The sequence below is a fragment of the Streptomyces sp. NPDC050439 genome (genome assembly GCF_040655335.1).
GTDB lineage: Bacteria > Actinomycetota > Actinomycetes > Streptomycetales > Streptomycetaceae > Streptomyces.
The window spans coordinates 929,268-955,212 of record NZ_JBFAJT010000002.1 but is presented as its reverse complement, the minus strand read 5'-3'; the positions used below and the strand labels follow the sequence as shown (position 1 = coordinate 955,212).

Annotated in this window: 8 protein-coding genes, 1 tRNA gene and 1 pseudogene; 7 read left to right on the top strand and 3 right to left on the bottom strand. The window is 68.0% G+C overall.

The genetic code is table 11. The annotated features are described in order from the left end of the window. The first annotated feature begins 27 nt into the window (after positions 1-27). A pseudogene (locus AB0I66_RS11385) lies at positions 28-1,322 on the top strand (MFS transporter). Between the two features lie 19 nt (positions 1,323-1,341). Here the strand turns inward: AB0I66_RS11385 and AB0I66_RS11380 are convergent. Both AB0I66_RS11380 and AB0I66_RS11375 read right to left on the bottom strand, forming a co-directional pair. Further along, positions 1,342-2,268: a transketolase gene (locus AB0I66_RS11380; protein WP_363207519.1), complete on the bottom strand. Its 927-nt coding sequence runs from the start codon at positions 2,266-2,268 to the stop codon at positions 1,342-1,344. Positions 2,269-2,378: 110 nt separating this feature from the next. Then, positions 2,379-3,098 carry a transketolase gene (locus AB0I66_RS11375; protein ID WP_363207518.1) on the bottom strand — a complete coding sequence of 240 codons (720 nt, stop codon included), beginning with the start codon at positions 3,096-3,098 and terminating at the stop codon, positions 2,379-2,381. A gap of 130 nt (positions 3,099-3,228) precedes the next feature. Here AB0I66_RS11375 and AB0I66_RS11370 point away from each other — a divergent pair. From AB0I66_RS11370 to AB0I66_RS11345, 6 genes are all read left to right on the top strand, one after another. Next, positions 3,229-3,302: transfer RNA gene (locus AB0I66_RS11370), tRNA-Pro, on the top strand. Between the two features lie 1,252 nt (positions 3,303-4,554). Continuing rightward, on the top strand, positions 4,555-5,757 hold the full coding sequence (locus tag AB0I66_RS11365; RefSeq protein ID WP_363207517.1) for a serine/threonine-protein kinase: 1,203 nt from the start codon (positions 4,555-4,557) through the stop codon (positions 5,755-5,757). A gap of 184 nt (positions 5,758-5,941) precedes the next feature. Further along, complete coding sequence (locus AB0I66_RS11360) at positions 5,942-9,097, top strand: DEAD/DEAH box helicase (RefSeq protein WP_363207516.1); 3,156 nt, start codon at positions 5,942-5,944, stop codon at positions 9,095-9,097. After that, on the top strand, positions 9,094-14,604 hold the full coding sequence (locus AB0I66_RS11355; RefSeq protein ID WP_363207515.1) for a hypothetical protein: 5,511 nt from the start codon (positions 9,094-9,096) through the stop codon (positions 14,602-14,604). Before AB0I66_RS11360 ends, AB0I66_RS11355 begins: the two co-directional genes overlap by 4 nt. After that, the gene (locus AB0I66_RS11350; protein WP_363207514.1) at positions 14,601-21,362 is read left to right on the top strand and encodes a DEAD/DEAH box helicase; all 6,762 of its coding nucleotides are present in this window, start codon (positions 14,601-14,603) and stop codon (positions 21,360-21,362) included. The genes AB0I66_RS11355 and AB0I66_RS11350 overlap by 4 nt, the downstream gene beginning before the upstream one ends. Further along, the gene (locus tag AB0I66_RS11345) at positions 21,359-23,680 is read left to right on the top strand and encodes a UvrD-helicase domain-containing protein (RefSeq protein ID WP_363207513.1); all 2,322 of its coding nucleotides are present in this window, start codon (positions 21,359-21,361) and stop codon (positions 23,678-23,680) included. Before AB0I66_RS11350 ends, AB0I66_RS11345 begins: the two co-directional genes overlap by 4 nt. 512 nt (positions 23,681-24,192) lie before the next feature. On the opposite strand, the gene AB0I66_RS11340 is transcribed toward AB0I66_RS11345, so the two are convergent. Next, positions 24,193-25,932, bottom strand: a complete 1,740-nt coding sequence (locus AB0I66_RS11340) for an AIPR family protein (RefSeq protein ID WP_363207512.1) — start codon at positions 25,930-25,932, stop codon at positions 24,193-24,195. Positions 25,933-25,945 lie beyond the last annotated feature (13 nt).

The window sequence follows — 25,945 nt, the reverse complement described above, 5'->3', positions numbered from 1 at the left end:
AAACAAACCGCACCCCCAGGCGCGAGCATCTGGTCCCGGGACTTCGGGTTCTTCTTCGGCGCGCGGACCGTCGCCAAGCTGGGCGACACGATGCTGCCCGTCGCCCTCGCCGCGGGACTGCTCCAGCACGGGCACGGCGCGGGTGCCGTAGGTCTTGCCATGGCCGCCACGACGATCTGCTTCGCCGGCCTGGTGATCTTCGGCGGGGTCTTCGCCGACCGGTTCAGCACCCGCCTGCTGATGATCGGTGCGGACGTGGCCCGGCTCGCCACACAGTCGGTCGCGGCAATCCTCTTCTTCAACGGCCACGTCGTGCTCTGGCAGATCTGCGTGATCGGAGCGGTCAACGGCGCGGCGGGCGCGATCTTCCAGCCCGGTGTCGCCAGCACGGTCCCGCGCCTGGCCACCGACGTCCAGAGGGCCAACGGCGCGATACGCGTGGCCGAGTCCGCCGCGGCGCTGGCGGGCCCGGCCGTGGCCGGCGTCCTCGTGGCCTTCGCCTCGCCCGCGCGGTCTTCGCCGCGCATGCGGGGACGTACGGACTGAGCGCACTGTGCCTGGTCCTGCTCCGGCTGCCGCCCGCGCTGCCCGGTTCGCTGCCACACAGCAACGGCTTCCGGGCCGACTTGGTGCAGGGCTGGCGGGAGTTCAGGTCCCGCACCTGGTTGTGGGGCGTCATCGCCATCTTCTGCGTCCTGATGATCACGACCACGGGCCCACTGACACCCCTCGTAGCCACGCTCGTGGTGCAGGAGCACGGCTCGGGGGCGTACGGCCTGGTGAACTCCGCCCTGGGCGCAGGCACCGTACTCGGCGGCTTGGTCGCCCTGCGTCTGCGCCCCCGCCGCATGCTCCGCGCCGGTTCCTTCGCGCTGATCCTCTACTGCGCGTTCCCGGCGACCGTCGGCGCCCAGCTGGGCGTCCCGCTGATGGCGGCGGGCGCCGCGGTCGCGGGCGCGGGGCTCTCCTTCTGGGGAGTGATGTGGGCGACGAGCGTCCAGACGCAGGTGCCGCCCGACGTCCTCAACCGCATCCACGCCTACGACGTCGCGGGATCGATCGCCTTGCTGCCCGTAGGCCAGGCCCTCGCGGGACCGGCGGCGAACGCGTTCGGCGCGGAACAGGTGCTGATCACGGGGGCCGTGACGACGGTCGTCGTCTGCCTGGCCATGCTCTCCGTGCCCGCGATACGTGGGTTGGTGCGGGTGGACGGAAGAGCGCCGGTCCGGAGCGGGGGAGCGGCGGGGACAGCCCGCCCAGGAGGCCACGAGCCCGAACCGGGCTCCACCCCGAACCGGGCTCTCCAAGGAAAAGGAAGGTAATGGGCGGCGCGCCCGGCAGCTAAACAAGAATCTGCGAGGACGCTGCTGCCCCCACCCAGCGGCTGATCCGCTCCCGCAGCGAGCGGACGTCGAGACCGTGTGCGGCCATGTGCTCGTCGACCTGCCCGTAGCGGCGAAGCTCGGCACGGCCGACGCCGAGCCCGAGCACCCGGTGCGGAACATCGGCGAGCGCGTCGTTGGCGGCAGCGGTGGAAGTCCCGGCCAGATAGGGCTCGACCACGACGACATCGGCGACGGTGGCGGCCCCCGTCGCGCGGCGCAGCGCCTCCGCGTCGAAGGGCCGCACGGTGGTGGCGTACAGAACGGTGAGGTCGAGGCCTTCAGTGGCGGCAAGAACGTTGTCCAGCATGGTCCCGACAGCGACAACCACCCCACCACGCCCCTCGCGCACGGTGTGGAAGCGGGCCCCGTCGACCGGCAGCGCCCGAGCGTTCGACTGCACGGAGAGCCGCACGTACACCTTGTCGTCGCCCGCTGCGACCGCGTGCCGCAGCAGGGTCTCGGCCTCGTCCGGGTGCCCGGGTACGTGGACGGTCCAGCCGTCGAGCGTGTCGAGCAACGCCACATCGCCGGGTGACATGTGCGTGTAGCCACCGGCGGGCCAGTCGAAGGAGGCGGCGGCGCTGACCAGAACACCCCCGACGCCCTGATGCCCGAAGTCGAGCTTCACCTGCTCGAACGGCCGCTCCACGAGAAAGCTGGCGAAGGTGTGCATGACGGGCCGCATCCCGGCCAACGCGAGCCCGGCCCCGGCCCCGACGAGCAACTGCTCCCGGATCCCGACATCGATCACCCGCTCCGGATGCTTGCGCTGAGCCTCCGCGAACCCGTCCGCACCGATGACGGCGAGGACGACGGCAACACGCGGATCCTCGTCGAGCAGGCGAGAGAGGGTGGGGGCAAAGCGATCACGCATGGTGTCCATGACAAAACCTCCGAGGGATGAACGAAGAACCAAGCAAACGGGCCGATGGGTCATTGGTCAGAGAGGCAGAGGCCGCGTGCGCGCCCTCTGTCGCCCCCTTTGTCGCCCCCTTACGGTCCCTTCGGCTCGACGCGGGCGACGACGACGCGGGGCTGCCCGGGATGCGGCGCGGTGAAGGCCGCGTAGAGCGCGTCGTGATCACGCCCGTCGACGGTCGCGGTGGACCACCCGGCGGCTTCGAAGCGGGCGGCGATGCCGCCGGGCCTGGCGTGCCGGGCGGAGGCGTTGTCGATCACGACGGTGTGCAGCCGTTCGAGCTGGGCGGGCCCGGCGAAGGCGATGGCCTCGTGATTGCTGCCTTCGTCCAGCTCCGCGTCCCCGACGAGCACCCACACCCGGGCGTCCGCGAGCCCCCGCGCCCTGAGCCCCAGCGCGGTCCCGACCGCGATCGGCAGCCCGTGCCCGAGCGACCCGCTCCCGATCTCGACCCCCGGCACGAGCACCCGGTCCGGATGATGCCCCAGCGGAGAGTCGAAGGCCCCGAACCCCTCTAGCCACTCGACGGGGATGAAGCCCTTGGCGGCGAGGACGGCGTAGTAGGCCATGGGCCCATGCCCCTTGGACAACAGAAACCGATCCCGCCCAGCACCCTCCATCTCCTGGGGTGTGACCCTGAGCACCCGGTCATAGAGAACCCAGAGCGCATCAAGGGTGGAGGTCGCGGCGGGCCCGTGCTTCTCGTCCCCCGTCATCTGCCCCATGAGGCGGGACAGGTCTGCATATCCGTATCCGTCCGCACGCCCGAGCGCACGTTCCGTTGTCGTCGTCATGCCACAGAGAGTGCAACCTCAAGTCCGCTTGAGGTCAACAGCCCCCGAAAGGCGTGAGCGATCACGGCCCCGAGTGCGGTATTGTTTCGGTGCACGTTCGGCCAGGGGAAACCCCAGGTCACACGGGCGCCGGGACGTGGCGCAGCTTGGTAGCGCACTTGACTGGGGGTCAAGGGGTCGCAGGTTCAAATCCTGTCGTCCCGACTAGTTCGAACGATCGAACGTCGCAGGTGAAGGGCCGTTTTCGAACGGCCCTTTTTCTGTTGCTCCCACGCTCCCGGGTGGGAGCGGGCGCGTGGGAGCAGGCTCCCACTGTCCCCTTGTCGGTTTGCTCCCACTCGCGCCGATGCGCACATATTCGATTCCTTGCGCGCACGTTCACATCCGCGCCTGGTTTGTGACCTGCGGCTCCCATCGATCGGGTGCTCTTTCGGTTATGCGCTTCCGCTCTTGCTGCTGGTCACCCGTGCTCCCAGTGGGAGTGGGGTCGGGAGTCGGGGCCCCATATCCGGGAGCCGGGATGTGGGGTCATACGAATCCTTGACCCCAGTTCCGATTGCGGGTGGTCGGTATGTGGGTTTTTGGGTGGTGGATGCTGCGGGATGCATCGAGATGTTGAACGCAGGCAGGGGTAGGTGGGAGCGGTTCGGGGCGGGTGGCGGATCGTGATGCCGGTTCGCTGCTCCAGGGTTACCGCTCGCGTGGTTCGGGGCGCTGAGTGGACGGGGGCGGCTGCTCGTGCCCTGGGTTTTGTTCGTCGGCGAACTGACGTCCGGGCTTGTGTGGGCGGCGCTCGCACGGATTTTTGGTGGCCCCTTACCGTGCGGGGTGGAGGCGCTTGGTGCGCGTGTCTGAGCACTTCCGGCGAGGGTTGGATCGTCATCAAAGCCCTCAGCCCGGACGACTCCGAAGACGGCCACTGCTGGCGGGTGCTGTCCACGCGGGAGATCCGACGGCAACCCGGCACATCCACTACCGAGATTGTCGGGGAGGACATCCAAGTCCCCGCCGAGGACGAGGAAAACCTCGGCCTGAGGCCCATGCGCCACTGTGCATGTGGGAGTCGACAGAGAGCGATCCGTGGAGTCCGAGTGGCTCCTGCGCTCAAGCGTGTTCCTGTCGATAACTGCTCCTGCTCGACGCCACCGTGAAGTCCACTGCTCGCCCGCATCACTGGCCCAAGCGCCCTTCTGGTCCCCACGGATGATGCGGCAGCCGACCATCCGCGGAGTTCAGACATCTCAGGCGTTCAACGTGTCAGGCGGCTGCCTCGAGTTCGGTGGGGGAAGGCGGTTTTCTCGTCAGGTACGACGACGAGAGGCTGTCGACCGTGTCACGGCTATGCCGTCTAATCGCACGGAAGTCCCGGCCCCCAGGCGTTGATCGTTTGACTACAGTGGTGGCAGGGGACATCACGCATCGGCGGGGCGGTGCGTTTCTGGGGGAGCGAGTGGCGATGGATGCGGCGGTACCAACCAGGATCGGTCGATACGCGATCGAGCGGCGGCTCGGGTCGGGCGGCATGGGGGAGGTGTACCTGGCCTACTCGGCCGCGGGGGAGCCGGTAGCCGTGAAGGTGATCCGGCCAGACCGCACCGATCCTCATGCTCGAGCCCGCTTCGAACGTGAGGCGGTGATCGCTCGCACCGTCTCTGGTACGGGCCGGGTTGCCCGGTTCATCGACGCGGACCCCTTCGCCGAGCAGCCCTGGCTGGCGATGGACTACGTTCCCGGTCGGCCGCTCGCGGATGTGGTGAAGGAGCAAGGGCCTCTCGCGGCGCCCCTCGTAGCGAGCCTGGGCGCGCTGCTCGCCGAAGGCCTCGCCGCCGTGCACGCCGTCGGGCTCGTGCACCGTGATCTCAAGGCGCAGAACGTCATCCTGGGCGGCTTCGGCCCGGTGATCATCGACTTCGGGCTCGGGGCGTTCCTCGACGCCACCAAAGGGTCCATGTCACAGGCCGGAATGATCATGGGGACGGTCCGGTGTATCCCGCCCGAGCAGGCGTTGGGGCAAGTGGATGTGACACCGGCCGCGGACGTGTACGGCCTGGGCACGGTGCTGCTGTACGCGGCGACCGGGCATTACCCGTACGACGGGGCCCACTGGGCGGCGGTGGCCGCGCAGGTGGCCAACTCCGACGTGCACCCTGATCTGTCAGGGCTGCCCGACGGGCTCGCCCCCGTCGTGTCGGCCATGCTGGCGCACCGGCCGGAGGACCGTCCCGCCCTGGATGAGGTGACCAAGCGGTGCGCGGGTCTGCTGCGCTCGCTTGGAACCAGCCCGGCGCGTGCGCGGCGCGATCTGATCAGCGCGACGACGGTCCGGGACGGCGCCACGCTGGTGGTGCCGCAGCCGGACGCGGAGATGCTGGACCGGATCGACCTGTTGGTGGACGACGAACCGGTTCCCGGGCCGCCTGCAACGGAGGAGCCCGCCACTCGGGTTGTGCGCTTCGAGGACCTCCCGACCATGGACGCCTCGGGGAAGCCGGGGCCGCCGTTGCCGCACGCGACGAGTCCGGACGTCACCAGCGATGTGTCGGCCCAGCTGGTGCCGAGGACGCAGAAACCCGGTCGCCCTCCCGCATCCCGCCGGGTCGCCGAGGAGTTGCGCGGGCGTTATGCGAGAGGGCCTGCGCTGGCCTGGTCGAAACGCTGATAGGCCGGAGCGTTGCCAAGTCCTCCCACCGGCGCGTGAACTGGCGCGGCCTACCCGGCGCATCGGCGCGGTGTACCCGGCGACGAGGCCCGGTATGTACAGCGAAATCCCTCCGGCAGTGACGGCCGTAGACCCATCCCGTAGGCAAATAACAGCTCAGCCATACCCCCAGCGAGGAGTGCACGTGAGCACGGCGACGTCGCCCGAATTACCTCAGGCGCGTGACGAGGAAGTCCACGCAGCCGCCGGCGTGCGGCCTGCCTTCGCCCCTGGCGCACAGGTGCGCATCCGGGACGAGCAATGGCTGGTGAAGTCCGTTGACGAGAGCCGGGACGGGCTCATACTCGAAGTCAGTGGTGTCTCATCGTTCGTACGCGGCACGGACGCGGTCTTCTACTCGGGTCTCGACCAGATCGACGTGCTCGACCCGCGCCGCACCCGCCTGGTGCCCGACGAGACCGCCAAGCACGCCAAGGCCCGTCTCTACCTGGAAGCGGTCATCCGCAAGACGGCGCTGCCGCAGACCGAGCACGGCATCGCGCTCGCCGACTCCTTCCTTATGGACCGGCAGGATTACCAGTTGCGCCCCGCCGAGTTGGCCCTCTCGATGCGCAACCCGCAGCCCCGGCTCCTGATCGCGGACGTGGTCGGCCTGGGTAAGACTTTGGAGATCGGCGTCACGCTTGCGGAGCTGATCCGGCGCGGGCGCGGGGAGCGGATCCTGGTGGTGACTCCCGCGCATGTCCTGGAGCAGTTCCAGCGCGAGATGTGGACCCGGTTCGCGCTGCCGCTGGTGCGTCTGGACTCCACCGGCATCCAGCGCGTCCAGCAGGAGATCCCGGCGGGTCGCAACCCGTTCGCGCATTTCAAGCGGGCGATCGTCTCCGTCGACACCCTCAAGTCAGCAACGTACGCGCACCACTTGGAGAACATTGACTGGGACGCCGTCGTCATCGACGAGTCCCATAATCTCGTCAACAAGGGCACCCGCAACAACCGTCTCGCCCGCCGCCTCGCGGAGCGCACTGACGCGCTGATCCTGGCCTCCGCCACCCCGCACAACGGTGATGCGGAATCCTTCGCCGAGCTGATCCGGATGCTCGATCCGGCGGCCGTCGCCGACCCGAAGAACTACAAGGTCGCCGACCTCGAGCACCTCTACATCCGGCGCACCAAGACCGATCGTGAGGTGCGCGACGGCCTCAAGGACAAGCCGTGGGCCGACCGCGGTGACTCGGTGCCGGTACCGGCCCTGGCGACGGCGAAGGAGGTCGCGGTCCTCGAAAAGCTCGCCGCCGAGTGGACGCCAGGTGATCCCGACTGCTCGTCGGTCTGTGCCGATCCGCTGGTGGCGTACGGTTTCCTCAAGGCGTTCCTCTCCTCCCACGTGGCCCTCAGCAAGTCCTTGGAGAGCCGTCGTGCTTACCTGAACGACCCGAAGAAGAGCAAGGCAACCGACACGCCCGAGCGCCGCGCCGCCCTCGCCGCCGAGAGCGCCGCACTGACAGAACTCGAAGCTCTGGTCGCTGACTTCACAGAGGACGACTCCGCCAAGCTCGACGTGCTGGTGCGCACCCTGAAGGGCCTCGGCGTCGGTCCGCGCTCAGAACGCCGAATCGTGATCTTCTCCGAGCGAATACACACCCTGAACTGGCTCGCCCGGGAGGTCCCGGCCCGACTCGGCTTCCCGAAGCAGCCGGTCAAGGGGGTAAAGGCGGACGCGTCGCGCCCGTGGAAGGCATACGGCGGGGCCGTCGAGGTCATGCACGGCGACACCACCAACGACCAGCAGCAACAGGAGATCGTCGACCGCTTCGGCCGGCGCGAGGAGCCGGTGCGACTGTTCTTCACCGGCGACATCGCCTCCGAAGGCGTCAACCTGCACCATCAGTGCCACGACATCGTCCACTACGACCTGCCCTGGTCCCTCATCCGCATCGAGCAGCGCAACGGACGCATCGACCGTTACGGGCAGGCCGTCAGCCCCGAGTTCCGTGCGATCACCCTCACCGCCGACGTGCCATGGAGGCGCGATGAGACCACTGGCAAGACCCTCACCCTCGACGACCGGCTCGTCGGCATCCGTCTCCTTCGCCGCGAGGAACAGGCCAACCAGATCGAGACCGGCGAGGGCAGCGCGGAGGCCGTCACAGGCCTGTTCAACGACAAGAAGGAAGAGGACCGGCTGACCCGCGACCTCATCAAGGGCAGCACCGTGGACCGCTCCATTGAGCAGAGCCGGCAGGAGGCGGGTGATCTCCTCACCGGCCTCCTGGGCGCCGTGAACGCGGCAATCGCCGACCCGGCGGCCGCCCCGGCCGCAACGGGCGCGGCGCCGGTATGTGAGGCCGACGTGCCGCACGTGTTCGCAGACACCAAGGCGTACTTCGACGCCGCGATGGAGCTCCTCTACCCGCAGGCCGAACGTGAGGACCTCGGATTCCGGCCCGAAACGGCAGGCGGCCGCATCGAGTTCACACCGCCCGACGACCTCCAGTACCGCTTTAGAGCGTTGCCGAAGTCGTACCTGGAGCAGGAGAAGATCCTCACCACTTCCAAGCACGAGGGCACCCTGCGCATCACCTTCGACAAGAAGTACGCGGCCGACCGCCTGGAGGCGGCCCGCAACGCCAAGCAGGGCAAGAGCGACCAGCCCACCTCCCAGTGGCCCAACGTCAGTTACGTATCGGACATCCACCCCGTCCTGGACTGGGTGACCGACAAGGTCCTGGCCAAGCTCAAGTACGACGAGGCCTTCGTCCTCGCCTACCGGTCTGACGTCGCCAAGGCGAAGAAGATCGACGAGGAGCTGCCCGCGGCCCTCACCGGCCCGGTCTACCTCCTCCAGGGCGTCTACTCCAACGCGGCCGGCAAACCGACGGTCGTGGAGTGGATGGCCCTCACCGGGCTTACCGAGGCCACGCCCCGCGTCTGGCGCATGGACTCCGCGTTCCTCGCCGCCTGCGGCGTCGGCCCCGACATGCCGGGCCGAGGCCGGCCCGTCGACCCCGACCGCCTGCAATCGCTCGTGTCCGACGCCGTCGACGCCGCCGAGAGCCACCTGCGCGAGCGCCGCGCCGACTACGACAAGCAAGTCGACGCCTACCTCGCCCCCTACGAGGACCGGGTGCAGGTCTGGGAACAGGACGCGTTGATCGCCGTCGGCAACCAGCAGCGCCGCCGCGAGCAGGTGTACGACACTGCGGCCAAGCGCCGGGACCTGGTACGCCGCCTGCGCACCGCCGGTGACCCGATGCTGCGAGTCCTCGGAGTCCTCGAACCCCTCCACGCCACCACCGCTACCCCTGCCGCTGCCCGGGACGAGGAGTCCGCACGATGAGCTACACCTACGACTCCTTCGCCAACCGCGGCGAATACCTGGCCGCCCACTACTTCAGTGAAGAACTGGAAAACAGCCTCAAGAAGAAGACAGCGGGCGACGAGGGCCTGTTCACCCTGTGGACCGACCGCGAGACCGACGAGCTTGACGACCGGTCCACACCGCGCGAACTCCTGCCCCGGCTGCGCGGTGACTACCTGGCGATCGTCCGGCCCTTCCTGGCCGCCCGCGGCGAGGAGGACAATGAGCAGGCCCTGGTCGGAAGCACCTACGACGACCCCACCGGAGAATGGGCCGAGCACGTCACCGCCTGGCACACCAAGGTGCTCGCCGCCCTCGGCTACCGCGATCCGTCCCGCTCGCTGACCGTGTACAACGCCGGCAGGGAGTACGAACTCCAGGTTGCCTGGCAGGGTGACGGCATCGTCGCCCTCGACTGCGGCTGGACCGACAAGGTCGACAAGGCCCTCGACACGGAGGCGGCCGGCGGCCTCATCCACCCTCTCAAGACCAGCGACGGACTCCTCGAAGCCGGCGAAAAACTGACCGGCTGGCTCTTCCAAAGCGAACTTGACGAGCACGGCGGCGACGCTCCCCGCTTTATCCTGCTGCTCTGCGGCGGCGTGCTCGTCCTCGCCGACCGCAACGCCTGGTCCGAAGGCCGGTACCTCGCAGCCAACCTGGACGCCGCCCTCGCCCGCAACGACACCGCCAAGGGCGGCGAACTCGCGCTTCTCGCCGCACTCTTCTCGCACGACATGCTGGCGTCCCGCACGGACGGCAAGGGGCGGCGCATCGACGACCTGCTCAAGGCCTCCCGCGACAACGCCGTCGGCGTCAACGCCGAACTTCGGAAAGGACTGCAGCATTCCGTCGAGATCATCGCGAACGAGGTCCTGGCGCGGCTGCGGAAGGAGGGTGTCTCGCCGCGTGACATCGAGAAGCCCGAAAAGGGCCCGATCGCCCAACAGCTCACACGCGAATCCCTGCGCTACCTCTACCGGATCTTATTCCTCCTGTACGCCGAAGCCCGCCCCGAGCTGGGCATCCTGCCCGCCGACGACTCCACCTACGAGGCCGGCTACTCGGTGGCCCGGCTGCGCGAACTGGTCGCGCGAGAGCGCAAGCTAGTCGAGGAGGAGAGCCGCACCGGATTTCACCTGTACGCGTCCCTCGACGTCCTGTTCAACAAGGTCAACCACGGCCACCGCCCGCACGGCACCGAGGCCGGCGACCGGCTGGCCGTCGGCGAGCGCAGTGAGGGCCGCGGACTGCGCTTCGAGGCGCTGCGCAGCGAACTCTTCGACCCGAAGGCGATCACCCTCATCGGCCGCAACGTCTTTCACCCCGACTGGGACGAGGGCGGGGACACCGAGCCCGAATGGCTCGACCTGCGCCTGAGCAACGAAGCCCTGCACGAGGTGCTGCGGCTGCTCACAATGAAGGAGGCCGGAGCGAAGGGCCGGCAGGGCGGCTTCATCTCATACCGGAACCTCGGCATCCCCCAACTGGGCGCGGTTTACGAGGGGCTGATGTCGTACACCGGCATCATCGCCAAGGAGGAGCTGGCCGAGGTCGCGAAACCGGGCGCGAAGAAGGGAGGCAAGCAGCACGGCGACCCGGAGAAGGGGTCGTGGCTTGTGCCCGTGGACAAGCTGCGCAACTACCGAGAGAACACGCACGTCGTCTACTCCGACCAGGACGCGCAGCTGTACGGGCTGCGAGGCCCTCGGAAGTACGTGGCCGGGGAGTTCGTCTATCGGCTCGCGGGGCGTGATCGGGAGACTTCGGCCTCGTACTACACACCGGAGTCGCTGACGAAGGTCACCGTCGAGTTGGCGCTCAAGCACCGGCTCGACCAGGGGGAGACGAAGACCCGAGCGAGCGAGCTGCTCAAGTACTCGATCTGTGAGCCCGCCCTCGGATCCGGCGCGTTCTTGAACGAGGCGATCAACCAGGTCGCCGAGGAGTACCTCAAGCGCCGGCAGGCCGAGCTCGGCGTCAGCCTGGACACATCGAAGGCACTGGAAGCGAAGCAGAAAGTCAAGGCGTACATCGCCCTGCACAACGCGTACGGCATCGACCTGAACCCGACGGGTGTCGAGCTGGCCGAGGTGTCGCTGTGGCTCAACACCATGCACCCAGGGATGCGGGCGCCGTGGTTCGGGCTGCACCTGCGGCGCGGCAACTCGCTGATCGGGGCGCGGCGCTGGGTGTATCCGGCCGAGCGCATCAAGAAGGAGCGGGCTGTTGGTGGAGGTACGCCAGAGAAGCTTCCGTTCCGGACGGAGGAGACGGGTGAGGAGCAGCCGTTGCCGGACGGGGCCGTGCACCAGTTTCTGCTGCCGACGCCGGGATGGGGTGCGGTCACGGGTGCGAGTGGGGATGCGAAGAAGCTCGTGGAGCAGCTCGCGGGAGAGCGGATGCGGGAGCTGAAGGCCTGGAAGAAGGCAATCGGCGCCAAGCCGAAGGCGACCGGAGGCAAGAGTGGCCAGCTCGGTCGGCTCCAGGCGGCTGCCCGCCGGGTGGAGTTCCTGTGGGGGCTCGTTGCCAAGCGGATGGAGCTGAGCGAGCGCGAGATCGCCCGCACTATAGAGGTGTGGGGCGCGGAGCGTGAGGAGAACGCGGACGAGTATGCGTTCCTACGCCGCGACAAGGGAACGGATGGCGACGATCTGCCGCTGACCAAGGAACAGGTCTTCAAGGACCTCTTTGACGCGGAGGGGTCGCCGTACTGGCGGCTCAAGCAAGTTATGGACGCATGGTGCGCACTGTGGTTCTGGCCGCTGGACAAAATGAGGTTGCTCGACGGTACGGATGCGGAGTACGGCGCGGCTCCTGTGGTGACGATGGACGTGTTGCTGTCGACCGGAGTCGTCGGAGAAGTTGCAAAGACCGTTCCGGAGGAGCCCGAATCCGCACCGCGTTTCGTCGAGCACGGGCTGCTGTTCGCCCTCGACGGCGACCAGATGTCCTTCGGCGATGACAGGGGTGACGGCGACCTGGTCGAGAAGCAGGAAGTCAAGAAGCGGCGGTTGACGGGAGCTGGGGCGAAGTCGGTCGGGAACACGGCCCAACGTCGGCCCATCGTGCCACTGGCCGACCTTGATGACTGGATCGACTTCCTCGAGTCCATGCTCGGTACCAAGGACGTGCAGCGGGGCACTCTCGTGTCGTCCGTGGAGTCCCTTGAGGAGCTGAAAACCCTGGAAGGTCTGATCCAGGCTCAGCCCGAGATGGACATGGACGATGCCCGTAGGGCGGTCGAGACGCGGTACCCGTGGATGCGGGTCGTGCGGGACATCGCCGCTGAGCAGGGTTTTTTTCACTGGGAGTTGGACTTCGCGGGCATCTTTGCGGGGGCGGCGGGCGGATTCGACCTGCAGGTAGGGAACCCGCCGTGGGTGCGACCCCGCTGGAACGAACCCTTGGTGCTTGCCGAACGTGATCCGTGGTTCGAGCTGGAGGAGCAGATCTCCACGACGGTGAAGGAAGAGCGCCGCGACGAACTCTTGGAGTCCGCCGCTGCGGCCACGTATGTGCTGAAAGAGCTCACCGACAACGTCGGGCAGGTCGCCTACTTCGGAGCACCACAGGCCTATCCGCTGCTCGCGGGAACGCAACCTGACCTCTACCGGGCCTTCATGTGCCAGGTGTGGGACCACGCTGCAGGGCCTGGAACGACCGGGTTCCTGCACTCGGACACCCATTTCACCGGAGACAAAGAAGCGGCTCTACGGGGAGCGGCGTATCGGCGGTTGCGCATCCATGGGGACTTCGTGAACGCGGGGCAGCGGTTTTTCCCGTTGCCTGTGGGCCACGCCACTCACTTCGGTGTGAATGTCTACGGTCGCCCTCGAAAGATCGGCTTTGATCACCTCTCCTGGCTGGTCTCGGCCGACGCGTTGCGCTTTTCGGCCAGCCATGACGGCTCGGGGGAGGCGCCGGGGATCCGCTACCAAAACGCGGAGTTCGACGAGCGGCCCCATCGAACGCGGGTCGTGCGGGTCAACGAGAAGCTGCTCACGGTCTGGAAGCGGCTGCTCGGAGACATCGGGCCGGTGGAGGAAGCACGCCTGCTGTCTCCCGTGAGCACGGCCGAGGCTTCCGCCATCGAAGCCTTGGCGAACTACCGACTACGCGTCGACGGCTTCAAGCCGCAGATCACCCGCGGCTATGACGAGAGCGGGGCCAAGAAGGACCGTTTGATCGACTACAACCGGCCCGACCCGGGTACGGGGGTGGCCTATGAGCCGCGCAGCTGGCGGCGGGTGGTTCTTAAGGGCACCCAGATCAGCGTCGCCACCCCTGTGTTCAAGCGGCATGACGCCAACTCCAACGCGCCCTACGGTGCTGATCTGGTCTTGCTCCCCTCGGACTTCGTACCGAACACGGAGTACGTGCGAGTACCGGGGCGGGCGCAGGATTACCTCAAGGGTCAGGACCGGTGGATCGACCACGAGGCGCTCGTACGCCTTCGCGCGGACGGAAAGGCCCTGGCGCGGGCTCGTGGTCAAGTGGCCGAGGCGACGGGGGTGGCGCCGGATGATGCCGATCCGGAGAAGGTGGACGCCTTGCTTGTGGGGCGGGCACGACGGCGGTATACGGCGTTCTATCGTGTGGCTTGGAGGCGGCAGGTCGCCCCGGATACGGAGCGAGCCTTGTATGCCGCGCTCGTGCCTCCCGGTACAGCGCATGTGCACGCCGTGAACTCGATGGCAATGAGTAGTGATCGGCATACGGTACTTGTGGCGGGTTTCTGGTCGTCCCTGCCGTCTGACTACTTTCTCCGCATCACGGGGCGCAGCGACTTGCTGGGGCGTAGCGCTCGGGCGATGCCGTCTCCCACCGAGAGCAGCAGCCACCCGCTCGCCCCCGCCCTCCTGCTCCGCACCCTCCGCCTAAACTGCCTGACGACCGCCTACGCCGACCTCTGGCAGGACCTCTACGACGCGACCTGGTCCGCGTACGAACCCTGGGCTCTCACCTGGCCGAGCATGAACACGGACCTGCACGCCGTCACCCCGACCTGGCACCGCGACACCCCACTCCGCACCGAATACGCCCGTCGCGCCGCTCTCGTCGAGATCGACGCGTTGGTCGCCGTTTGGCTCGGCATGGATGCTGATGCGCTGATCGCCGCGTACAAGGGCCGTTTCCCCGTGCTCCAGAAGTACGAGGCGGCCAGCTGGTTCGACGCCGAGGGCTGGAAGCTGGCGAGTAATGCCCGGACCATCGGTCAGCGTCAGACCAAGGAGACCTGGACCGCGTTCGAGGCTTACCGCGAGGCAGTCGGTGCCCCCTCCGAGGCCGGCGTTCTCCCCGCCGACCCCACCACCACAGCTCCCGACACTGCCCCCGTCCCCGTCGGCTACACAGCCCCCTTCTACAAGGCCAACCGAATACGCGAAATGCGCGCCGCCCACGCCTACTTCAAGAACCGCCTCGACGAGGCCGTCGCCAAGGGTCTGTGGGACCCGGTCACCATGGAGGTCCCCACCCGATGAGGCCGACGCTCGAAGCGCAGGGGCTCAAGGAGAGCCTGCTCCAGTACCTGTCCACGACCTACGGGCTGGCTGACGAGGGCGCCCGCAAGGCCCTGGAGGCGTTCCTCGGGGACGAGACGACCGGTATGTTCCGCGGACCGTACCTCCGCCTCCGGACACCCTTCACCCGGGCCGACGACGGCTGGCAGGAGCACCTGGACTGGCGGCGCAGCGACGGCTGGTCCCCGTACGCGCACCAGGCCCGCGCCTTCGCACGCCTCACCACCAGGAACGGCCACACACCCGAGCCGACCCTGATCACCACCGGCACCGGCTCCGGCAAGACCGAAGCCTTCCTCTATCCGGTCCTGGACCACTGCGCCCGCGAGCGCGCAGCCGGGCGCCACGGCGTCAAGGCGATCTTCCTCTATCCCATGAACGCCCTGGCCACCGACCAGGCGGCCCGCATCAACGATCTTCTCGTCGAATACGGCGAGTTGAGCGGCGTGCGCGCGGGCCTGTACATCGGGGACAAGGCGGCGACGCACTACGACCGGGTCTACACCCGCCGTCAGGACATGCAGCTGTCCTCGCCGGACATCCTGATCACGAACTACAAGATGCTCGACCTGCTCCTGCAGCGTTCCGCCGACGCCCCGCTGTGGGACAGCAGTGACATCCGCTACGTCGTCGTCGACGAGTTTCACACCTACGACGGCGCGCAGGGTACCGACGTGGCGATGCTGCTGCGCCGGCTTGCCGCCGCCGTTGGTGCCACCCGGCCTGGCCGACCGCTTGGCACCATCACCCCCGTCGCCACCTCCGCGACCCTGGGTGCCGGTACCGATGCCGACGGCGCACAGCAACTCCTGGACGTTGCTGGCGCCGTCTTCGGTGCGGAGTTCACCGAGGACGCGATCGTCGGCGAGGACCGGCAGACGGTCGACGACTTCATGCTCAATGAGGTGATACCGGACGCGAAGTTCCTGCCCGGCCGGGTCCCGGCGCCCGAGGCGCTGACTGTCTTGCCGGACCCCGCCTCCGGCCTGGCCGCGCTCGCGGATCTCGCCGAGGCCGTCACTGGTGTCCGTACGACCGACCCGGTCGACCTGGGCGTCGCCCTCAAACGCAACCGGCTGACGTACGCGGTCCTGAAGGCTTTCGATGGTTCGGTGCACACGTACGAGGAAGTGCTCGACGTGATGCGTCGCAGTGGCGCGAAGGGCTGGGACGAGACGGTAACGAAGCGGCCAAAGGTCGCTGCGCTCGCGCTCGCCCGCTTTGTCGCCCTGCTGTCCGTGGCCCGCGACCCGGATGCGCCCGCCGGGATGAGCCGACCGCTCGTTCAGGTCGAAGTGCACCAGTGGGCGCGATCGGTGTCGCGGCTGCTGCGTGGCGTACTGCCCTGGCCGCGCGCCGAGTTCACGTGGGATGGCCGGGGTGCGTCCGCGCAGCAGCGTGCGACGCCGGACACGACCACCTCCCAGGGCAGCAAGCTGTTCCTGCCTGCGGTGTACTGCCGTGAGTGCGGGCGTTCGGGCTGGTCGGTGCTTGCTCCCGAGTCGGACTTCGAGGAGCTCAGCTTCGAGCCGCACAAGATCCGCCGGGCTACCGTGACCGCCGACAAGGCGAAGGTGCGCACCCTGGTGGCGGCCACCGACAACGAGGCCCGCGAGGGCAACGGCCGCACCGCCATGGACCGGGCGGCGCAGAAGGCACTGACCACCGGCGGCGCGGGCGTCCTGATGGTCCTCGATGGTCCCGCGCAGCGGCTGCGCCTCCCCGATCCGCAGGACGACTACGACGACGAGGACAGCCCCCAACCGTCCTCTGCCGACGCGGTGTTCGTCCTCGTGCAGCTCGGCGACAACGCTGAACGGGCCGCCAAGGACGACTGGTGCCCGGCCTGCGGCACCCACAACACGATCCGCTTCGTCGGTACGGGGTCGGCCGCGCTCGCCGCCGCCTCCGTCACCCAGCTGTTCACCGGCGGGGAGATGGACAAGGAGCAGCGTGAGACGAAGACGCTGATGTTCAACGACTCGGTGCAGGACGCCGCTCACCGCGCAGGGTTTGTCGCCTCTCGCTCGTACACGTTCTCGCTGCGGGCTCTGTTCGCCAAGCACCTGGACGAGGAGCGGCCGACCGCGCTCAACGACCTTGTCGCCGACGTCGTCGAGGCCACCACCGACCGGGAGACCCTGGCGGCCGTCGTGCCCCCGGACCTGCACGACGACGCCGGCGTGGCGCGTCTCCTGGCTGGCAGGGGGCGCGGAGGGGACCGCAGGACGTGGGATCTGATCGGGGAGCGGTTCGCGTTCGAGGCCGTGATGGAGTTCGGCCACCGCTCCCGCAACGGCCGCACCCTGGAACTGACCCGCACCGCCGCAGCCTGGGTGGACATTCCCGACACGCAGGCCGCCGTGGCGCTCGTACGGGCCACGCACGAGGAGTCCACCCACCGGGGGCTGGCGATCAGCGAGCACGATGACGCCCGCTATCTGGCGTTCCTGCGTGCCGTCCTGGAGCGTCTGCGTACCCGTGGCGCGGTCGGGCACCGGTGGCTGGAGCAGTTTCTCGACGAGGCGGGCACCAGCCGGTTCTTCATCTGGGGCGGCCGTCCGCGCGGTATGAAGGCCTTCCCCAAGGGGGTTTCCGCGCCCACCTTCCTGCTCGCGAAGCCCAAGTCGGGCAGTGAGTTCGATCTCGCCGCGGGGCGGCTTTCCTGGTACCAGACGTGGGCGCAGCGCTGCCTCGACCTGACGCGAGAACAGGCCGACGACTTCTGGGTCCGGCTGCTGCCCCGCCTCGCCGACGCGGGACTGCTCGCCTCGCGCACCCCGGGTGATACCACCGCTCGCGTCTATGGCCTCCAGCCCGGCGCCGTGCACCTGCGGCTGCTCGATGACGCGCAGGTCAACGAGGCGTATGTGCGCTGCCCCAAGTGCTTCTGGGAACAGACCGTCCACCCGTCGCTCCTCGTGCAGTACCACGGCCAGCCATGCCCGGCCTACCGCTGTACGTCCGGACGCCTGGTCGCCGGCGACCGGTGGCTGGAGATCGTCGACCGGCACGACCGGGACCGTGACTACCGCGCTGACTACTACCGCAGCCTTTACCGCAAGGCCGGTACGTACCAGGTCATCACCGCCGAGCACACCGGCCTGCTCTCGCGTGCCAAGCGCGAGACCGTGGAGGAGGCTTTCCGCAAGGGAGAGAACTTCGACGACCCGAACGTCCTTTCCTGCACGCCCACCCTGGAGATGGGCATCGACATCGGTGATCTGTCCGCCGTCGTCCTCGGTGCGCTGCCCCGCCGCCCCGCCAACTACGCGCAGCAGGCGGGCCGGGCCGGGCGCCGTACCGGAAACGCCTTCCTGCTGACCATCCCTGACCGGTCCCGGCGCGACATGTACTTCCTGGACCGGCCGCGCGACATGATCGACGGGCGGATCGTGCCCCCGGGCTCGTACCTGTCGGCCATCGAGATCCTGCGACGCCAGTACACCGCGCACCTTCTCGACCTCGCGGCGCGTAACCGTCTGCTGCGCGAGGACGGCCACCCACTGGCCGCACTGTCTCGCCGGGTCGACGAGCTCTTCGGTCCCTCCGGCTACCTCGTCGACTTCGTCGAAGCCGCCCTCGCGCACGGCGAGGAACTCGCCCGGGGGTTCCTCGCACTGTTTCCCACCGGCGTGAGCGAGATCGCCCGGGACGAGCTGAAGCAGTACGCCGTACGCGGCATCCGCTCCACCGTGGAGAAGGCCGAACGCGAGTGGGAGCGCGAGAACCAGAAGTTACGCACCCGTATCCGTACGATCCGGGCCGCGATCGACGAGCTCAAGGACGGCGACGAGGAACAGGCTCGCACCAAGGCCGAGTTGGAGGCCGAACTGCGCGCGACGTCGAAGCAGGGCGCCGCCCGGCAGCGGCAGCCCGCCCAGACCGTCCTGTGCGACCTGGGCCTGCTGCCCAACTACGCCCTCATCGATGCCTCGACCACCCTGGCCGCCACCGTCTACTGGCCCGAGGGCAAGACGCCCGAGGGGCGTGACCAGTACAAGTCGAAGCAGTACGGCTACGAGCGGCCGCGCAGCTACGCGCTGTCCGAACTCGCCCCCGGCAACACGTTCTACGCCGAGGGATACAAGCACCGCATCACGGGCATCGACATCGTCACCGGCAAGGAACAGGACTGGCGGCACTGGCGGTTCTGCCCGTCCTGCGGCTACGTCCGCACCGAGAACGCGGAAACCGACATTGCGCCGTGCCCGCGCTGCGGAGAGGCCGGCATCGCCGACTCCGGCAGCCTGCGGCAGATCGTCCAGCCCACCGTCGTCACCGCCCGCGACAGGCGGGAGGACACCAGGATCGGCGACGAGAAGGACGACCGCGACCGCCGCTTCTACACCATCCTCGACATGGTCGACATCGCCCCCGATGACTTCGCGCCGGGCAAATCCTGGCGGCACACCAGCCAGATCTTCGGCGTCGACTACACCCGGCGCGCCGTCATCCGCCGCGTCAACGCGGGGCCGCTGAGCATCGGCGCGCAGGAGAACGACCTGATCGCCGGGAAGTACATACGCGTCGCACCGTTCCACGTGTGCACCGCCTGCGGGGCCGCGACCGCCGACGGGCGGCCGGTCTTCGACGACGACCGCGATGCTGTCGACAGCTCCGCCAACCGCCGACGCGACCTCAAGCACCACACTCCATGGTGTCCGCTGCGACGCGGCGCCAAGGACGTGCCCCAGGAACCGGTGCTGCTGGCACACGAGTTGGAGACCGAGGCGCTGCGGGTGCTGCTTCCGGCCGCAACCGTCCTGGTCGAGGAGAAGGTCCATTCCTTCCAGGCCGCTCTGCGTCTCGGCGTGGACGACGCGTTCGGCGGCGACCCCCAGCACCTCGACTCCACACTCGCCACCATGCCAGACCGGGACACCGCGGAGCAGCGGCACTTCCTGGTCTTGTACGACCGTCTCCCGCACGGCACCGGCTACCTCGACCGGCTCACTGACCCGGCGGCCTTCCGGCAGGTCCTCGAAGGTGCCCGCCGACTCCTTGTGGACTGTCCGTGCAACGAGGAAGGCGGACAGGCGTGCCATCGCTGTCTGTACCGCTACACCGACGAGACGAACATCGCGAAAGTCTCCCGCCAGGCAGCCCTGGAAATCTTCGACGAACTCCTCGGCACGGACAGCGACGCCTGGGACACCGAACCCGTCGGCAACACCGACCGGATCGGCCTCGACGGACAGGTCGAGTCCGACCTCGAAGCCCGCTTCCTGAAGGCCTTGCGGAGCTGGGCCGAGGACCGCGTCGACACGAATCTGGAGGAAAGCGGGGACAACAGCGGCTACCTGCGCCTCGACGAGGCGGGGACCGTCCACGGCTGGCGGCTGACCGCCCAGCGCAACGAGGGATTCACCCGCACCGACTTCACCTTCGAACGCATCGACGGGCCCAAGCAGAAGGTCACCGTCTACCTGGACGGACATCGCTACCACGCCACCCGACAGCACAACCGGCTCGCCGGTGACGCCGACAAGCGCAACCGGCTACGGGCCGACGGCCGGACCGTCTTCCAGCTCACCTGGGACGACCTCGACGCCTTCGAACGGAAGACGGGCGTCGCGGAGGGATCGGCCGGCCGGGAGCCGGCGGAACCCGTGTGGCCGCCCTACCCGCGCACCGCCCAGGACGTCGCGAAGCAGCTGCACGCGCAGGCGGGCGGCGGCGATCTGCCCGACACCGCCTTCACCGACCCGATGACCCTGCTCCTGACCTACCTCCGCAGCCCGGACGACGCGGCCTGGGGCAAGCGGGCGTCGGCCGTGGTCGGCGGACTGCTCGGCACGAGCAACACGCCCCTGGTCAGCAACGGAACCACCGACCAGGCCCGCGAGGTGCTCGAACGCCTCCTTGACGCGTGGGGGCAGACCAGCGGGATCGACCCGGCGGCGGTCCAGGGCACGGGCACGCTCAGCCTGTTTAAGGCCGACGACATGTCCGGTCTGCCCGTCGCCTTCCTCGTCGATGCCGTTACCCGTTGCTGGACCGCGCTTGTCTGCCTGGACGACACCGCCGAAGACCAGCTCGGCACCCCGGAGCACAAGGCGCGTTGGCGCGCCTGGCTGCAGTGGTCCAACATCCTGCAGTTCCTCGCGCACGGCGGCGGCGACGGCGTCCAGCTGACCACCTCCGCCGCCGGCGGCTTCGACGTCGAGGTCCTCAAGGCTTTCGGCGGCATAGGCGAGTTGGAGACGCTGGTGGTCGAACTCGGCACCCAGGTCCTCACTCCGCAGTCGCAGCGCGGGTCTACCGAAGTCCTCGACGACACTCCCGTCGAGGCGGCGATCAGGGACCTGCTGTGGGACCAGGAGATCCTCGAATTCCTTGACGAGGACGAGCCCGATGCCCCCCTCGCTCACCTCGCCCACACCCTGGCCAACCACGGGAAGCGGGCCCCCGCCTTCGGCTATGAGCTCGGCGAGCGGGGCTGGCTGGCCGACTTTGCCTGGCACCGCTCCGATCCGGGTCTGCGGATCGCGGTCATGGCCGAGCCGTACGACCACGAGAGCGAAGAGAGCGAAAGGACCTGGCGGGCCTACCGTGACGCCGGATTCACCATCCGGTCGGCCGGCGAATGGCTTACCGACCTCGACGCTCTCCTCGCGGCACTGCCCGACGCCACCACCCGCGGTGGGTCGGCAGCCGACTCTGCTTCCGCCCCCGACTCCGCATCCGCTTCCGACGAACAGAGTGCCGCACGATGACCGCACGCCTGAGCCTGTACCAGAAGGCCGAGAACGAGCTCTACAAGATGGACTCGTCGGTCAAGACGAAGTTCTACGACTTCTGCCACCAATTCCGGAACGACCCCGACCACCCCAGCCTCGACCTCAAGCCCCTCAAAGGCGACGGCCGGATCTTCCGCGCCAAGATCAACCCCTCGTACCGGGCCCTCCTCGCCCGGGCCGGTGTCGGCGCCGACGGGGTCCAGCAGTGGCTGATCGTCGCGGTCCGACACCGCAAGGACGTGTACGAGGAACTCTCCGTCGCAATCAACCGGATCACCGGTGAGATCGAGTTCGTCGACTTCGGCGTCGTCGGCCAGAGCGTGCTGCAGCGGGCGGGGGTCCAGCTCACGCCCGCCGCCGACGAACAGGCCGCAGCCGAGACGACGCCCGATAGCGCGTCCGCGTCTGCACCCACGGCCGCGGAAGCGGCGCCGCGGGCTGCCCCACTCCTGTCGGGGAGCACTGCCGAGGACCTACGTCGGCTCGGTGTCGCCGAAGCCCTCATCGAACTCGCCCTCACCGTCACCGCCGACGACGAGCTCGACCAGCTCATCTCCGGCGCCCCCCGCCTGTCCGCCGAGGTCCTCACCGGGCTCGGTTCCGGCATGTCGGTCGAGGAGGTCGAACGGGAGATCACGAAGCCTGCCTCGGCCGACCTGGAACCGGGCTTCGAGGAGGACATGGCGGCGGCCCTCACCCGAACCGCCGTCACCACCATCGACGACGACATCCGCAACGTCCTGGCCGAAGGCGACTTCCGCGCCTGGAAGGTCTACCTCCACCCCACCCAGCGCAAGATCGTCGAGCGGAACTACAAGGGGCCGGCCCGGGTCAGCGGCGGCCCCGGCACCGGCAAGACCATCGTCGCCCTGCACCGTGTCGCCCGGCTCGCCGCCGCCCTGCCGCCCGGCCACAACAAGCCGATCCTGCTGACCACCTACACCAAGAACCTCACCGCAGACCTCCGCTCCCGCCTCACTTCCCTGATGGGCCCGGAGCTGCTCGACCGCGTCGACATCAAGCACATCGACCAGCTCGCCCAGAGTGTCCTCAACGAGAACGTCGCGCCTGGCGCACAGCGCAGCGTGATCACCGACGACCGCGCCCAGGATGTTCTGCGCGAAGTCCTCTTCGAGTACGACGAGCAGCGCTGGGACGCCGAGTTCCTCTTCGAGGAATGGGAACAGGTCGTCCTGGGCCAGTCCCTCGCCACCCGGCAGGACTACTTCAAGGCCCGCCGCGCCGGAATGGGCCGCGCGCTGAGCCGGCCCGAGCGTGCCGCCATCTGGAAAGTCCTCGAACAATTCACGCTGCGTCTGGGCAGCATGGGCCGCGAGACCTGGTCCCAAGCCGCCGAACGCGCGGCCCGTTACGAGAACGAACGCGCCCGCAAGATCCAGGCCCGGGCCGAGGACAAGGAGGCCATCGGCGGCCTCGAGCTGCGCCACCTCGACGACAACAGCTCCGCCATGCGCTACCTGCGCCACCGCTATCAGCACATCGTCGTCGACGAGGCCCAGGACCTCAGCCCTGCCCACTGGAAGATGCTGCGCGCGATGGCCGCCCCCGGCCCCGACGACCTCTTCATCGCAGGCGACACGCACCAGCGGATCTACGACCGCCAGGTCACTCTCTCCACCGTCGGAGTCAGCATCCGGGGCCGCGCCTCGAAGCTGACCCTCAGCTACCGCACCACCCAGGAGATCCTCGACCAGGCCGCCAAGGTCGTCGGCGATGCCACGTATGACGACCTCGACGACGGCACCGACAACCTCGACGGCTACCACTCTCTGCTGCGTGGCCCCACCCCCGAATTCATCGCCTGCGCCGACTGGGCCGACGAGACCACCCAGCTCGCCGCGGCCCTCAAACGCTGGCGCGAGGAGATCGCCCGCCCTAACGAGGACGGCACCGTAGGCGACCCCAGCGGCACCATCGCCGTCTGTGTCGCCGACGGCGACATGGCCGGCCGCGTCGCCAACGACCTGGAAACCAAGCACGGCATCACCACGGCCACCCTCACCAAGGACGGCCCCCAGGGCGGCGGTGAGGTCCACATCGGCACCATGCACCGCTTCAAGGGCCTCGAATACCAGAAGCTGGCCATCATCGGCGTCAGCGACGGAATCCTGCCGCGTACCGCTCTCGTCGAGAAGTACGCGACGAGCGACCCCAGGCGCTACGAGCGCGAACTGAAGAAGAGCCGCAACCAGCTCTTCGTCGCCACCACCCGGGCCCGCGACGCGCTGCGGATCTCGTGGCACGGGAGCCCGAGCCCGTTCCTTGCCGTGTAATAGGGCCCTGGAGCCCATGCTCAGACGTCAGGAAGCACTGTTGCTGGATCAGGGTCGGGCAGTCGGTACAGGGGCAGAGGTCACGGAGCGCCGTGTCGCCAGCGCTGTTGTGCCTTCAGGAGCGTGAAGATGCCGCCTGGACTGCCAGTGCGGTAATGAACGCCAGGGGAAGGACTTCCCACACGTGCCGCACGTGCAGGCCGCGCGGTTTCGCCCGGCGCCGACACGACGATGCCCCCGTGCTCGGTAAATCTGGGCACGAACCGCCGCGGCTGCTGAGCACGGGCCGCGCTTGGTCGGCCGGAACGGAGCGGTCTCTCTCTACCCCGGATCAGCTCCCCGTCTGCGAAGCCCCGACGCTGCTGTCTACCGCACTGACCGCTTGCGCGCCAATCGGCGCCTGTGAGTTGGGTTGTGCACCGTGCTGAGGGTGGCAGGGTAATGGGCGCCTAGCAGTCGGTTTCGGTCCAGCGCGCCAGCACCCCGTGGGGTTCGGTGTGACTATCGAGAGATCATCTGTCGATGCGATAGCGGCTCTGCGTGATGACGGCCTGTCGTATTTTGGTGGTGAATTCGGGTGTGCGGGCGATGCGGTCGACGCCGCCCGCTTTGCTGTGGCGCAGGGCGCTCTTGAAGTTTTGTTCCAGGGTGCTGGTCATGCGGGACATGAGCGCTTCGTTGAGGTGGTCCGGGTCGATATTCAGTAGGTCTCGTGTGGAGGGTTGGCGTAGTCGGGTGAGCGTGTAGGCCGACACGGAGGCCAGGGGGTAGAGCCAGTTTTCCAAGGTTTCCCCCAGGAGCGGTCGGTCTTCAGCGTATTGCGTGAGGAAGGCGCGGAGGCGGGTGTGTACGTCGAGGCAGAGCCGGTAGATGTCGAGGTCGTGGCGGGTCGAGAAGATCTGCGTGTAGTGCTGGTCGTCAAGGAGCAAGGCGTCCGAGTGCCGGAGCGCCATGTGGGGCTCGCGGAGGGCGAAGGCGGTGAACTCCCGTGCCAGGCGGGCCATGCTGACGACGCGGGCGAGTGGGAAGCCCAGGTTGCGGTAGTAGCTGGCGCGACGTTCGTAGTAGTAGCCGCCGGCCTGATGGAGAATTTCCTCGATGTCCTTCTGGATGGATTCGGTGGCGCGCAGAGCCCCGGCGGGTAGTTGGGTCTGGCTGTTGGTGGCCCGGATGATGCGGTCGCGGGCGGTTCCGGATTCCGGAGCCACGACGATCTTTACCAGAAGGGAGCGGTTGCGGTGCTGCCCGCCGCTCTGGACGTAGCCGTAGATCTCATGGCTCGTCTGCAAACCGTTGACGATCTGAGGCTCTTTGATCACGATCTTCTTGCCCGCAATCTGTGCGGCGTCGGCCACGACGGTGACGCCGTTGTTGAACCACCAGAAGTCCTCGCCGGTACCGGACTTGAGGGTCTCACCGATGGCATTGTTGACCACGGTCGATCCGGCGTAGTCGCGTACGTTGGACTCGAACAACTCAAGCCGGAGGGCTTCGTTGTCCGAGGTGATGAACCGGTAGTACTCGTCCAGACGTGCCAGGCAAACGTAGCCTTCGCCGAGCGAGGTGCTCATAGGTGTTTCGGTGAATACGAGTTGGGCGACGGCTTTGGCGCCACGCGCGGTGCGCTCACGCAGATCCGGTGCGTTGAGATATTCGATCTCGGCGGTGGTGTCCGAGGTGATCTTCGCGAGTTCCCTGCGGAGCCGGTCGCCCTTGGACTTGACGTTCGGGTGTGGGGTCTCCGCCGCCTTGCTGGCGTAAATGACTTTGATGCGGACCTGCGGGAACGAGGAGGCCAACTCCTCAAGCACATGAAGGAACCTGCGTGTGCGGTCCATCAGCTTGGCGTTGGTGTGCTCGACCAGGTCGTATTCTTCTCGCCCCATGTCGAGCAAGGTGGGCAGGTGAAAATGGAGCTTCTCGATCACGGTCTCTTGGTAGCCGGAGGTGTTCTTCGCCTGGAGGATCACCAGCTCGATCTTGCTTGCGCGTGAGGGCAGGTACTGGTGCGCGTCGGCGGTGATGTACCGCTCGTCGACGAAGGTCCAGATGCCATCGATACCGCAGTCGTGTGCCCCGTCTACGACCCCGTCAGTGATCTCGTCGTTGTCGAGATCCCAGTCCTGCAGGGCTTTATCGGCCGCGAAGAACGTGAAGAAGTCGTCTCTGCTCTTTTCGGGTGCAAGCTTTCGGTGTTGGTCTTCCAGGATTCGATCGAGCAGTCGCTGGTCGTTGTTCTGCCCCGATGCCATGCAACACCTCACT

What these genes read in the sequence shown, in the direction of transcription:
- AB0I66_RS11375 (WP_363207518.1), bottom strand. Translation starts at nt 3,098, where the DNA reads ATGACGACGACAACGGAACGTGCGCTCGGGCGTGCGGACGGATACGGA.
- AB0I66_RS11355 (WP_363207515.1), top strand. Translation starts at nt 9,094, where the DNA reads ATGAGCTACACCTACGACTCCTTCGCCAACCGCGGCGAATACCTGGCC.
- AB0I66_RS11340 (WP_363207512.1), bottom strand. Translation starts at nt 25,932, where the DNA reads ATGGCATCGGGGCAGAACAACGACCAGCGACTGCTCGATCGAATCCTG.
- AB0I66_RS11350 (WP_363207514.1), top strand. Translation starts at nt 14,601, where the DNA reads ATGAGGCCGACGCTCGAAGCGCAGGGGCTCAAGGAGAGCCTGCTCCAG.
- AB0I66_RS11345 (WP_363207513.1), top strand. Translation starts at nt 21,359, where the DNA reads ATGACCGCACGCCTGAGCCTGTACCAGAAGGCCGAGAACGAGCTCTAC.
- AB0I66_RS11365 (WP_363207517.1), top strand. Translation starts at nt 4,555, where the DNA reads ATGGATGCGGCGGTACCAACCAGGATCGGTCGATACGCGATCGAGCGG.
- AB0I66_RS11380 (WP_363207519.1), bottom strand. Translation starts at nt 2,268, where the DNA reads ATGGACACCATGCGTGATCGCTTTGCCCCCACCCTCTCTCGCCTGCTC.